The organism is Stenotrophomonas chelatiphaga (assembly GCF_001431535.1).
Classification (GTDB): domain Bacteria; phylum Pseudomonadota; class Gammaproteobacteria; order Xanthomonadales; family Xanthomonadaceae; genus Stenotrophomonas; species Stenotrophomonas chelatiphaga.
Genome location: NZ_LDJK01000008.1, coordinates 1 through 12,323 on the forward strand (window position 1 = coordinate 1; position 12,323 = coordinate 12,323).

At 65.7% G+C, this 12,323-nt stretch carries 12 protein-coding genes; 10 read left to right on the top strand and 2 right to left on the bottom strand.

Annotation, left to right across the window (positions count from 1 at the left end):
- The 5 genes from ABB28_RS02820 to ABB28_RS02840 all read left to right on the top strand — a co-directional run.
- A partial coding sequence (locus ABB28_RS02820) for a S41 family peptidase (protein ID WP_211260346.1) occupies window positions 1-1,391 on the top strand: 1,391 nt, incomplete at its 5' end.
- A 115-nt stretch (window positions 1,392-1,506) separates the two neighbouring features.
- A complete protein-coding gene (locus tag ABB28_RS18090; protein ID WP_161809842.1) occupies window positions 1,507-1,653 on the top strand; it encodes a hypothetical protein in 147 nt (48 codons plus the stop codon).
- A gap of 195 nt (window positions 1,654-1,848) precedes the next feature.
- Entirely contained in the window at window positions 1,849-2,439 is a 591-nt protein-coding gene (locus ABB28_RS02830; RefSeq protein WP_057507172.1) for a (2Fe-2S)-binding protein, read from the top strand.
- Window positions 2,412-3,479 (top strand): FAD binding domain-containing protein, encoded by a 1,068-nt coding sequence (locus ABB28_RS02835; protein ID WP_057507173.1) that lies wholly within the window; start codon window positions 2,412-2,414, stop codon window positions 3,477-3,479. Before ABB28_RS02830 ends, ABB28_RS02835 begins: the two co-directional genes overlap by 28 nt.
- On the top strand, window positions 3,476-5,755 hold the full coding sequence (locus tag ABB28_RS02840; RefSeq protein ID WP_057507174.1) for a xanthine dehydrogenase family protein molybdopterin-binding subunit: 2,280 nt from the start codon (window positions 3,476-3,478) through the stop codon (window positions 5,753-5,755). The genes ABB28_RS02835 and ABB28_RS02840 overlap by 4 nt, the downstream gene beginning before the upstream one ends.
- A 42-nt stretch (window positions 5,756-5,797) precedes the next feature.
- Here ABB28_RS02840 and ABB28_RS02845 read toward each other — a convergent pair whose 3' ends face one another.
- Window positions 5,798-6,286 carry a hypothetical protein gene (locus tag ABB28_RS02845; RefSeq protein WP_057507175.1) on the bottom strand — a complete coding sequence of 163 codons (489 nt, stop codon included), beginning with the start codon at window positions 6,284-6,286 and terminating at the stop codon, window positions 5,798-5,800.
- Between the two features lie 149 nt (window positions 6,287-6,435).
- Here ABB28_RS02845 and ABB28_RS02850 point away from each other — a divergent pair, with 149 nt between their 5' ends.
- The 5 genes from ABB28_RS02850 to ABB28_RS02870 all read left to right on the top strand — a co-directional run bounded on the left by ABB28_RS02850 (window position 6,436) and on the right by ABB28_RS02870 (window position 11,337).
- Complete coding sequence (locus ABB28_RS02850) at window positions 6,436-7,854, top strand: serine hydrolase domain-containing protein (RefSeq protein WP_057507176.1); 1,419 nt, start codon at window positions 6,436-6,438, stop codon at window positions 7,852-7,854.
- A 4-nt stretch (window positions 7,855-7,858) separates the two neighbouring features.
- Complete coding sequence (locus ABB28_RS02855) at window positions 7,859-8,455, top strand: hypothetical protein (RefSeq protein WP_057507177.1); 597 nt, start codon at window positions 7,859-7,861, stop codon at window positions 8,453-8,455.
- A 329-nt stretch (window positions 8,456-8,784) separates the two neighbouring features.
- Window positions 8,785-9,768 carry a DJ-1/PfpI family protein gene (locus tag ABB28_RS02860; protein WP_057507178.1) on the top strand — a complete coding sequence of 328 codons (984 nt, stop codon included), beginning with the start codon at window positions 8,785-8,787 and terminating at the stop codon, window positions 9,766-9,768.
- Window positions 9,765-10,787, top strand: coding sequence for a GlxA family transcriptional regulator (locus tag ABB28_RS02865; protein ID WP_245625255.1), 1,023 nt, complete (start codon window positions 9,765-9,767; stop codon window positions 10,785-10,787). The genes ABB28_RS02860 and ABB28_RS02865 overlap by 4 nt, the downstream gene beginning before the upstream one ends.
- 190 nt (window positions 10,788-10,977) lie before the next feature.
- The gene (locus ABB28_RS02870; RefSeq protein WP_057507180.1) at window positions 10,978-11,337 is read left to right on the top strand and encodes a hypothetical protein; all 360 of its coding nucleotides are present in this window, start codon (window positions 10,978-10,980) and stop codon (window positions 11,335-11,337) included.
- Window positions 11,338-11,400: 63 nt separating this feature from the next.
- On the opposite strand, the gene ABB28_RS02875 is transcribed toward ABB28_RS02870, so the two are convergent.
- Window positions 11,401-12,297 (bottom strand): LysR family transcriptional regulator, encoded by an 897-nt coding sequence (locus ABB28_RS02875; RefSeq protein WP_057507181.1) that lies wholly within the window; start codon window positions 12,295-12,297, stop codon window positions 11,401-11,403.
- Between the last annotated feature and the right edge of the window lie 26 nt (window positions 12,298-12,323).

Genomic DNA, 12,323 nt, shown 5'->3' on the forward strand with positions numbered 1-12,323 from the left:
GGGGGCGGGGCGGCGATAGAATGCAGGTCACTCCCAACAAGGATGTTGAAGCCATGGTGCGTGCGTCACTTGTCTCTCTTGCCCTGATCCTGCTGCACCCGCAAGCCCATGCAGAAACCACATGGCGGGGTACCAGTGACGTATCGAAGGTGAGTGGCTCGGGCGATGTACTGACGCCTGGGGGTTCACGACTGACCCTGTCATCGGATCAGGAAGGCAAGGAAGCGTTCTTCGGTTCGATCGCCTCGCTGGACGCCGCACCGTACCGCGGCCAGGACGTGGTCCTTTCGGGAATCCTTGAAGTGGAAGAGGGCGCTGGCACTGCCGCGCTGTGGATACGTGCCGATGAGGCCCGCCAGCCCGTTGCCTTCGACAGCACCCGACACACACCCGTGAACCTGCAGCATCGCGCGCAGTCGCGTGAGGTGCGGCTGTACGTCCCACGCACCGCGACCCACCTGAGGTTGGGCGTCACCATGACCGGTGTCGGGCGCATCAAAGCAGCGTCGCTGCGGCTGCAGGCCGAGGTTCCAGCCCATAGCGATGTGTCGGCCTACGACGTGCTGGACGCTGCCATCTCACAGATTGAGACCAAGGCCCTCAACCGGTCCCGGGTGGACTGGAAAGCCGAGCGCGCCCGGTTGCTCACTGAAGATCTGAAGGACCTCCCCGCGCAGGAAGCGCACCCGCGTATCCGCATCGCGCTCTCCAGCCTGGCCGACCGGCACAGCGGGCACCTGACCCGGAGCGGGATGGAAGCGCTTCGGACAAGCGCCAATCCCAGCCAACCGGTGCAGGCAAGCGTGTCGGACAACGTGGGCTATCTGCGGATGCCGGGCCTGAGCGGCACCGATCCCGAAGCCACCCGCCAGTTTTCTGCCAGCGTCTGTCGCAGGCTAGAGGACATGGCCAGCGAGGCAGTGCACGGCGTGATCGTGGACCTGCGCGTGAACAGCGGCGGAAACATGTGGCCGATGGTCAGTGGCCTGCTGCCATTGCTGGGAGAAGGAAACATCGGCGCGTTTCGTGATGCCGACGGGAAGGTCAGCCCGTGGAAGGCCAGGGCGGTGGGCGGCTGCACGGCGGACATGGCCACGACGCCGGTGGCCGTCCTGATCAGCCGCAGCACTGCAAGTTCGGGGGAGGCCGTCGCCACGGCGTTCAGAGGCCGACCTGGAACCCGGTTCTTTGGGCAGCCTACGGCCGGTCTCGCCACGGGAAACGCGCGGGTCCCGCTGCCCGATGGCAGCGCATTGATGCTGACGCAGAGCAACTTCCTCGACCGTACCGGCCAGCTCGTGCCGGACCGGCTGACGCCGGACGTCCTGGTCGAGAAGGGCCAGGATCCCCTCGCGCTCGCCCGTTCTTGGCTGGTTCCAGCACCGGAGTGAGTTGACCGCGCTAGACCGACCGCAGGTCCGTGTGGGCAGGCGCCAACCCGGCGTTGGAAAGCGCCTGGCGGTTGCTGCACTGTCCGCACTCCATGACCAGCCCACCGGAAAGGTGATGAACGGCACCGTCATTGACCGTGGTCACGTGCCCGCATCGCCGGCAGCGGGCGGTAATGGAATCCACGACTTCCTCGTCCATCTCTGGTATCCGGACCATATCGAAGGACAGGATCTGGAACGCACCTGTGTTTGTCATGATTGATCCTGATGACGCATCGTTTCGTGACTGTGTGAGCTCGGACGTTAGGCCTGCCCGCGTTCAGTGGCGGACGCTGCCACGTGAGGGTCGCGCAAAATACCCACCAGCGACGACTTCGCACGCAGCACATGCCACGTGCACCCGGAATAGACGAGCCGAAGCGCAGGGTTGTTGGCAGACGCCCTAGCCGGACCTGCCATGAGCGATTTCCCTGCATCCCGGGCGGCCACGCCGCCGCCCCCCGCTACCACGCGCGCCGCTCTTCTGTATCCGCTGCGCCTGACCATCAACGGCGAGCCGCATACGCTCGAAGTCGAATCCACGGTCAGCCTGCTGGACCTGCTGCGTGACCGCCTGCAGCTGACCGGCACCAAGAAAGGGTGCGATCACGGCCAGTGCGGCGCCTGTACGGTCCTGGTGGAGGGGCGCCGCATCAACAGTTGCCTGACCCTGGCGGTCATGCAGGAAGGTGCGGAGATCACAACGGTCGAAGGACTGGCGAACGGGGATGAGCTGCATCCGCTGCAACAGGCTTTCATCGCCAAGGACGCCCTGCAGTGTGGCTACTGCACGCCCGGCCAGCTGTGCTCGGCGCAGGGGCTGATCAATGAAGGCCAGGCCTGCACCCGTGACCAGGTGCGCGAACTGATGAGTGGCAACATCTGCCGCTGCGGGGCCTACCCGCAGATCACCGACGCGGTGATGGCGGTGCTGGACGAATCCCAGGGCCCGGCTGCAACACCCGAAGCATCCCCCGCGCACTGGACACCCGGCACGGTGCCGGCATGATTCCCGCCACCTACGAACGCGCCGCGTCGCTGCAGCACGCCTTGCAGCAGCTTGCCAGTGCCTCCGCACGCCCCATCCAGCCGATCGCCGGCGGCACCAACCTGCTCGACCTGATGAAGCTGCAGCTGACGCAGCCCAGCGGACTGCTGGACATCAACGCGCTGCCGCTGGACACCATCACCGGCACCGAAGAGGGCGGCCTGCAGCTCGGCGCCACTGCCCGCAATGCCGATACGGCGTACCACCCGTTGGTGGAACGCGAGTATCCGCTACTCTCGGCGGCGATCCTGGCGGCGGCATCGCCACAGATCCGCAACATGGCCAGCAATGGCGGCAACCTGCTCCAGCGCACGCGCTGTACCTACTTCTACGACCGTGCCACGCCCTGCAACAAGCGCGAGCCGGGCAGTGGCTGTTCGGCCGTGGGTGGGCTGACCAAATACCACGCGATCCTTGGCGCCAGCGAACACTGCATCGCCACGCACCCGTCCGATATGTGCGTCGCCCTCGCGGCGCTGGACGCCACGGTGCATGTGGCCAGCCTGCGTGGCACCCGCGCGATCCCGTTCAGCGCGTTCCATCGCCTGCCGGGTGACCAACCCGAGCAGGACAGCACGCTGGCGGCGGACGAGCTGATCACCCACCTGACCCTGCCACCGGCCGGACGGTTTGCCGCGCATAGTGCCTACCTGAAGATCCGCGAGCGCCTGTCCTATGCGTTCGCGCTGGTGTCTGTCGCCGCCGCGCTGGAGATCGGGCCTGACGGACGCATTGTCGATGCGCGCCTTGCCTTGGGCAGCGTGGCGCACAAGCCGTGGCGCAGCACCGAGGCCGAACAGCGGCTGATCGGCAGCCTGCCGGATGCTGCGGCCTTCGATTCAGCGGCCGAGCGGCTGCTGGAAGGCGCGCAGTCGCAGGGTCAGAACGCCTTCAAGATCCCGCTTGCACGCCGCGCCGTGGTGCGCGCCCTGCAGGCTGCCACCGAGGGCACCATCGACAATCGTGGCGGACGCCGCGGCCAACCGGAGCATGCCGCATGAGCGCCTACCCCAAGCAACCGCAGGTTCCCGTCGCAGAGCCGGGAACCGGCCACGTACCGACCGGCACCGGAACGCCACGCATCGATGGCCGGGCCAAGGTGACCGGCCAGGCGCGCTACGCCGCAGAGTGGCCCGCAACGGACCTGGTGTACGGCGTGGTGGTAAACAGCAGCATCGCCAAGGGGCGCATCCTTGGATTTGACCTGGACGCTGCGCAGGCGGTGCCGGGCGTGTTGAAGGTGCTGACCCACCTGAATCGCCCGCACATGCGCGGTGCCGGCATCTTCTACAAGGACATGACGGCCCCCGCAGGGTCGCCGTTCCGGCCGTTGTACGATGCGCAGGTCCGCTATAGCGGCCAGCCGGTGGCGCTGGTCCTGGCCGAGACCTTCGAAGCGGCCCGTCATGCGGCGGGGCTGGTGGAGGTACGCTATAAGACCGAGGCGCATGAAACCAACCTGGTCGCCTCCGTCGAACGGGCACGCGAGCCGCGCAAGATGAAAGCGGGATTCTCCGCACCGCCCAAAGACAAAGGCGAGCCGAACCAGGCCTTCGCACAGGCCGCGCACCGTATCTCGGCCGACTTCTACAGCGGCGTCGAACACCACAACCCGATGGAGCTGTTCGCCAGCACGGTGATCCGCGACGATGATGGCCACCTGACCATCCACGACAAAACCCAGGGCTCGCAGAACAGCCGCTGGTATGTCTCACATGTGTTCGGCCTGCCCAAGCGCAAAGTGACGGTGCGCAACGCCTACGTGGGCGGCGCTTTCGGTTCCGGGCTTCGCCCGCAGTACCAGCTCCCGCTGGCAGTGATGGGCGCGCTGGCGCTGGAGCGCTCGGTGCGGGTGGTCCTGACCCGCCAGCAGATGTTCACCTTCGGTCACCGTCCGGAAACCGTGCAGCGGGTGAAGCTCGCCGCCGATGCCGATGGCACGCTGCGCTCCATCTGGCACGAGGCGGTGGCCGAGACGTCACGGATCGAGGATTACGTGGAGGTGGTGGTCAACTGGAGCGGCCAGCTGTATGCGTGCGACAACGTGCACGTGGGCTACAAGGTCGTCGACCTCGACCAGTACACGCCGATCGACATGCGCGCCCCGGGCGCGTCGCACGGCATGCATGCGCTGGAAGTGGCGATGGACGAGCTGGCCAACGAGGTCGGCATCGACCCGCTGGCCTTGCGGCTGAAGAACTACGCCGAGACCAATCCCGCAGATGGCAAGCCGTTTTCCACCAAGGCCCTGCGCGAGTGCTACCGCCGCGGCGCAGAGCGCTTTGGCTGGGCCGATCGCGCCCCCCTGCCGCGGGCCCGCCGCGAAGGCAACGAATGGGTCGGTTGGGGCATGGCCACCGGCCAGTGGGATGCGATGCAGATGTTCGCGCGCGCCCATGCCGAGCTGCACGCCGATGGCCGGCTGGTGGTCAGCAGCGCCGCCACCGACATCGGCACCGGCACCTATACGGTGATGAGCATGATCGCCGCCGAGGCCTTGGGCCTGCCGCTGGAACAGGTCACCTTCCAGCTGGGCGATTCCACGCTGCCGGTGGCCCCTATCGAGGGCGGCTCATCGCATGTCAGCACGGTGGGCTCGGCCGTGGACGGGGCCTGCGCCAAGCTGCGCCGGCAGCTGCTCGCGCTCGCTGCCGGCACGCAATATTCCGCGTTCAACCGTGCCGGGCTGGATGACGTGGTATTTGCCAACGGCACCCTGGCCCTGCGCGATGATCCGGCAAGCGCCATCGCGCTGACCACGCTGCTGGCCGACGCCGGCAAGGCCAGCATCGAAGCCAAGTACCTGCTGCTGCCCAATGTGTTGAAGCAGCGCCGCTATACCCGCGCCACGCACAGCGCCGTCTTCGTGGAGGTGCGGGTGGACGAGGAACTCGGCACGGTGCGGGTGATGCGCGTGGTCAGCGCCATTGCTGCCGGCCGCATCCTCAATCCCACCACCGCCCGCAGCCAGATCATCGGCGGGGTAGTGTGGGGCATCGGCGCGGCACTGCACGAGCACACCGAATCCGACCACCGCTTCGGCCGCTTCATGAACCACGATCTGGCGCAGTACCATGTCTCGGTGAATGCCGATATTCATGACGTGGACGTGCTGTTCGTGGAAGAAGACGACCGCGTGGTGAGCAGCCTTGGCGCGAAGGGTGTAGGGGAGATCGGCCTGGTGGGTGTGTCGGCGGCGATCTGCAATGCCATCCATCACGCCACCGGCAAGCGCATCCGCAGTACGCCGATCACCCCGGACAAGGTGATGGCGTAGGCTACGCTGGGGGGGCTGCAGGGGTAGGGCGCCGGAAGCGCGCTACTCCTTGGCCCCCTGCGTGTAACTCACCTTGCCATCCTGCTCGATGAACCGAAGCTCCGGATGGCCCTGGTAGGTCGTCAACATAGCGACCGATCCGTTCTGATGGATGACAAACAGCGACGCCCCGGCCTTCTCATTGGCCACCACCTTGAAGACTTCGCTGCCGTCGCCTGCACCATCCAGCGTCAGCACCGCCTCATCGCCGGTGTCGACCGTGAGGTAGCCACCGCGCTCATTGCCGTCTGGACCATTCAGCAGGATGCCGGCTGCAGCTGCCACGCGTTCTTCGCGCTTGCCGAGGACCATCGGCCCGTTCACCGGCGCGCCGATCTCCACGCGGGACACCCCCGATGCGTCCCTGACGATCAGGCCACGGGCTTCCAGGATGCGGGATGGATCATTCGCCTGACGCGCTTCATGCAGGGCGAAGAGCGAGATGGCCACCGCCGTCAGCGAGATGGCGATGTTGAGCAGGAGTCCTTTCATGTCTATCTCCATGAATGTAAAGCGCGTTCGCTCAATGATCCACGATAAGCGATGCTTCAAGCAAACCGGACCGATCCTCAGGCCAAGGGCATTGACTACGCTTGCGTCTGGTCCAATAGTCACCTCGGCCAGAACGCAATGGAGGGCGCATGACCGCAGGTGCAAGCCGGTTCCCGTTCCAGCGCTTGGGTTTGGCGGTAGCGCTGTATGTGCTGGCATCAAGCGCCGTTGCCAAGCCGCCCGCCGAAGCGGCGTTTGATGCCTGGCTGGCGGCGTTCAACAGCAACGAAAAGGCCAGGCTTCAAGCGTTCAACGAACAGCACTTCGCCGACGCGGATCTCAACCTTGATTACCTGCTCGACAGCCGCGAGGAAACCGGCGGTCTCGACGTTGTAGCGGTTGAGCGGAATGAGCCCGGTGTCTTCGTGGCCATGACACGGGAGCGCAGTTTCCCGGCCTACCGGCGGGTCACGATCACCGCTGGCGAGGCTGGCGACATGAAGCTGTCCGAGATCAAGCAGGAGCCGCAGCCGATGCCGGAGGATGAGGCGCTGAAGGCGCTGGATTCATTTGCCACGCACCTTGCGGAGGCCGACCGCTTCTCGGGCGCACTTGTCATCGAACGAAATGGCAAACGGCTGTATGGAAAGGCATTCGGGCTGGCAGATCGCGAGGCCGGCGTGCCCGTGCGGCTCGACACCCCGTTCCTGTTCGCCTCACAAGGCAAGATGTTCACTGCGGTTGCGGTCTTGCAGATGATCGACGCCGGCAAGCTGCAGTTCGATGATCCCATCGGGAAATACCTGCCGGACTATCCAAACAAGGAGATGGCGAAGGTCACCGTCCGGCAGCTGCTCACCCACCAGGGCGGCACCGGCGATATCGGCGTCCTCCTGCCGGAGGAGGGTGGCAATCGTGCCTGGGTCCGCACCATCGACGATCTCATGAAGCTCAACGGTGATCGCGGTCCGTCGTTCGCGCCCGGCGCGGCCTTCGACTACTCCAACTATGGCTTCCTGCTGCTCGGCGCCTTGGTGGAAAAGGTCAGCGGACAGAGCTACTACGACTATGTGGACAAGCACCTCTTCCGTCCTGCCGGCATGGCTGCCACCCACTATCCAGACAAGGAACACTTGTCGGGCATCGCGAGCGGCTACAGCCAGGGGAGTGACGGAATGCTGGTGCCAAGCGTCAGCCAGCTTCCCTGGCGGGGATCGCCCGCCGGCGGTGGGGTTACCACCGTCGAAGACCAACTGCGCTTCGTGGACGCGTTGAAGGCCGGCCTCCTGATCCCATTGCCACTGTTGCAGGAGGCGATCAAGCAGCAGACCGACTGGTATGGCTATGGCTTCATTTCATCCGGCCCGGAGGAGTTCCCGCATTGGGGCCATGGCGGGGGCGCCGCCGGCACCAGCGCGGCGCTTTCTGTCTACCCGAGCAACAACATGAGCATGGCCTGCCTGAGCAACCGCGACCCGCCCGTCTGCGACCGACTGCTCATCAATCTGCATTGGCATCTGTCTCCGCCCGCTGATGAGGACCGCGGCAATGCGCAGATCTCCGATTGAGTGGATGCTTCTGGTCGCCGGTCTCCTCGGCGCGATCGGTTTGGCGAGTTCGGATTTCCAGCCCAGCAGGGGACTGCAGTTCGCCGCCGGCGTCATCGCGGTGCTGACAGCCTTCTGGGCCGTGTGGGCGCAGCCCAGACCCGACGTGGTTTACTCGCCTCTTCAAGGCAGGCGCAGGCAAGTGCGTTCGCTGTATTCCCCTTCATGGGTGGTATTCCCAGCGGCGTTGTTGGCCGGATGGGTCTTCACCGCCCATGGGGCGGGCATGATGCTGGCGTCCGTCGTCGGGGTCGATCACACCCGGAACGGGACCGTGATGTACAGCGCAAGGCATGAGCCTCCTGCTCGCTCGCGCCGGCCTCCCTGCACGGTCCTCTCCGTTGTGGTGGAGACAGGGCGCGGCCCGGTGCACGTCCGGCATTGCGACGCGTCTCTGGGGGGCCGCATCCTACCCACCGGCATGGATGTCACGTACCGCACACGCGAGTCGGCGCTCGGGTTGTTCGTGGATCGTGAGCCCGCGCTGCCGCAACTGGATGCGGCTCTGGAGATGGCTGATCGAGCAGAGCAGCAAGCAGCCCGCGCCGCCGGACGACGCTAGCTCTTGCGAGCCGGATCCGGCTGCTTGCCGGCCTGAGTCCTCAGCCAGAAGGGCAGGGCCATGGCAGGAAATGACGCAACAGCGACATTGTTGCCGTGATGGGATGGGCAAAGAATGCACGCACATTCCCCCTCTACGGCAGCACCATGGCATCCCGCATCTTCCCTGGACGTGTTCTGTGTGCCGCGTGGGCTGCATCCCTGGTGCTGGCAGGTTGTGCAGGGCCGCCGTCCCGAACGACGCGACCCGCTGAGCAGGCGCCGGCTGCATCTTCCACACAAGAGGCGGCAATCCCCGCCTATCGTGCACGGCCTGGCCGCACCCGCGCCGTGATTGCGGTGGTGGGGGAGAACAGCGGCGTGGAGGTCAGCGACTTCCTGGTGCCCTTCGCGATCCTGTCCCGTGCCGGCACCCTGGATGTTTCCGCGGTCACTCTCGAGGCGGGGCCGCTTTCCACCTTCACCGACCTTGGCAGTCCCGGGTTCCGGATCGAAACGGATACCACGGTGGCGCAGTTCGATGCCGTCCATCCGGACGGGGCCGACTACGTCATCGTGCCCGCGCAAGCCGCCACGCCGCGCCTCATCGCGTGGCTGAAGCAGCAGTCCCGGCAAGAGGCGACCATCGTCACCATCTGCAACGGTGCCCTTGTCGCCGCGAAGATGGGGACCTTCGATGGGCGACGCGCCACAGCGCATTGGTCGAGCGGTGCGACGCGGAAAAAGCAGTATCCCGCGATTCACTGGACCCCGAACCAACGCTATGTGGCCGATGGCAACTGGGTGTCGACTGCGGGCGTCAGCGCCGCCATCCCTGCCTCCATCGCGCTGGTGGAGGCCATCAGCGGGCGCGAGAAGGCGCAGCACATTGCACGCGCGGTGGGGGCAACGGCGTGGTCGGCTCAGCATGACAGCGATGCCTTTTCGCCTCGATTGGGCACGACAGCGCTGCCACTGGCAAAAGTCCTCTACACCAATCGATGGCTGCACGGTCGCGACCCTATCGACGTGATGGGGGCGACGGGAATGGACGAGGGCACGCTGGCGTTGACGATCGATGCGTACTCGACCACCGGCCGCAGCCAGGCCTATCTGGTGTCGGCCACGGGCGAACCCTTTGTGACGCGTCACGGACTTCGCGTCCTGCCTGATCGCCGGCGCATGCCTGACAGTGCCGTCCCGTTGGTGACTGCCGCCGATCTGACGCCAGTGATGGCGCTGGATGCTGCGCTCAATGGCATCATGCAGCGATATGGCCGTGCAACGGCCAAGGGCGTCGCGCTGGCGTTCGAGTACCCCGACTTTCCGCGTTGAACGCACAGGACCCCATGTCCGACCCATCCGAAACGCGTCACGTCGTGCTGCTCGCCCACGAGAACATGAACGTGCTTGACCTCACCGGGCCCCTCCAGGCACTGCACACGGCCAACCAGTGCAGCCCGCTGGCCGGTGGCCGGCTGCGATATGAGATCACCGTTGCATCCGAACAGGGCGGACTGGTGGCCACCAGCGCCGGGCTGCAGGTGATGTCGGTGTCCCTGGCCAGCCTGGACGACGTCGCGATCGATACGCTGATGGCGCCAGGTGGCTGCCGCGGTGAGGTGTACGAGGCGTCGGCAGGGCTGGTGGCGTGGGTGGCGGCGCGGGGCCAGGCCGTCAGGCGACTGTGCTCGATCTGCACCGGCGCGTTCCTGCTGGCCGCTGCAGGTCAGTTGGAGGGGCGGCGCGCAGCAACGCACTGGGACTGGGCGACGCGGCTTTCGCGCCTGCACCCCAGCGTGCACGTGGATGCTGACCGGATCTTCGTGCGGGACGGCAATGTCTGGTCCTCAGCGGGTGTGACGGCAGGCATCGATCTGACGCTTGCGTTGATCGAGGATGATCACGGACACCGGCTGGCCATCGAGGTAGCGCGACAGCTGGTGGTGTTCGTCAAACGTTCGGGCGGGCAGTCGCAGTTCAGTGCGCCGCTGTCGGCGCAGTCCAGCACCGGTGGTGACTTCGCCGAGCTCCACGGCTGGATGGCGGCCCACCTGCACGAGGATCTGCGGGTAGAAGTGCTGGCCGACTGGATGAACATGTCCCCGCGCACCTTCGCCCGCGTCTACCGCAGCAGGTGCGGCGTCACGCCCGCAAAAGCGGTGGAGACGTTGAGGCTTGAAGCCGCGCGTCGCCTGCTCGAATCCGGCACGTTGCCGATCAAACGGGTTGCGGCGCTGACAGGGTTGTCCGACGAACAGACCCTGCGACGTGCGTTCCTGCGTGTGCTGGGTGTGGCACCGGCCGACTACCGTGAGCGCTTCCGCAGCAGTGCTCCCATGCGGCCGGCTTGAGCGCGGGATTCGCCCTGCGACTCGGTGCAGTAACCCAGCCCATCGCGGATCTGAAACCTGCGCCGGCTTGTTGGACGAGCCCGGCAGCCCTAGGATTGAGCCGCATCAAGGGGAGAGCCCGGCATACCGGGCTCTGCAGATAACGCGTATGACCGGACCCACGGTTCCGGCTGTCAGGTAGCCAATCCTCATGTTCTTCACACTCGGGCAATTCGCGATCATTGCAGGCCTTGCACTCGCATACATTGCGTTCGTTTTCGCGTTTTCCCGCTCCAGGCAGCGATTGCTTCGGCATGCTCCGACGCTTCTTGGGTGCGTCACGTTCTCAGTGGCCGCGCTCTTCGCTGCAAAGAATCTGCTGATGCTGTTAGGCACAACCAAAGAGGTCAAGGTGCTTCTAGGCCGGAACCAGACCTGGGAGTTCATCGTCAATCCAAGCGATGACCCGTTCTTTTATTTCCTCGGGTTGCTGCTCCAGTTTGGAACAACCTGTCTATGCCTTGTCCTGGCATACAGTGTCTGGTCCAACCGTCCAGTGGATGAGGCCTGACAGATAACTCAAACTGGCTTCGCCAAGCGACTCGACTCAAGCGTTGCCGTCCGCTTTTGGCCGTCAGCGGCCGCTGCCCGCGAAGGCGGCCAACTCCTCCGCCTGACCCTCGGGAAAGGATTCCTTGAGCAGATCAAGCAGCGCCGACACCCTTGAGCTGAGCAGCCGTCGCGACGGATACAGCGCCCATATCTCGATCGGCGGGGCCTTCGCATGTCCCCACGACACCAGTGCACCCTTCCTGAGGTCGTCGGCAACCAGCGAGAAGGGCAGCATCGCCGCGCCGGTGCATGCACGTACGGCATCGCGCACCATGGTCAATGCGCCCAGGCGCAGCACCGGATCCACTGCGATACGCATCTCGCCACGCGGCGTCACCAGGTCCCAGCCGGTGCCATCGCTGGACGGGCGCAACACCGCGGGCGCCGTCTCGCCCATCGCGGGCAGGGGCAGGTCCGGGTGCGCGACCACCACCAGGCGGTCCCTGATCAGCACCCGTCCCACCAGCCGCTCATCCGGGTCCGGATTGACCCTTATCACCAGGTCATAGCCTTCTTCCACCATATCCACGGCGCGGTCTTCAGTGGTCACATCGAGCCGCACCTGGGGGTAGCGCTTCACGAATTCGGCTGCAATCCTGCCCAGCGCCATCTGCGAGAACAGCATCGGTGCGCTCACGCGCAGCCGGCCACGGGGCGTGTCGCCGCCTGACGCGATGGACGTGGCTGCTTCTTCCAGTTCGGTAAGCAGCGTTTCCGTGCGCTTGAACAGCGCTCGACCTTCCTCGGTGAGCTTCAGCGTGTGCGAACCACGCTCGAACAGCCGCACGCCCAGGCTGGCCTCCAGCTCACCCACGCGCCGCGACAGGGTTGCCTTCGGGCGGTCCGCCGCGCGCGCAGCACGACCAAACCCGCCGTGTCGCGCCACCAGATTGAAGTCGGCCAGGGCCAGCAGGTCCATCTGTTCCACCAGCGAGACAGATGGTC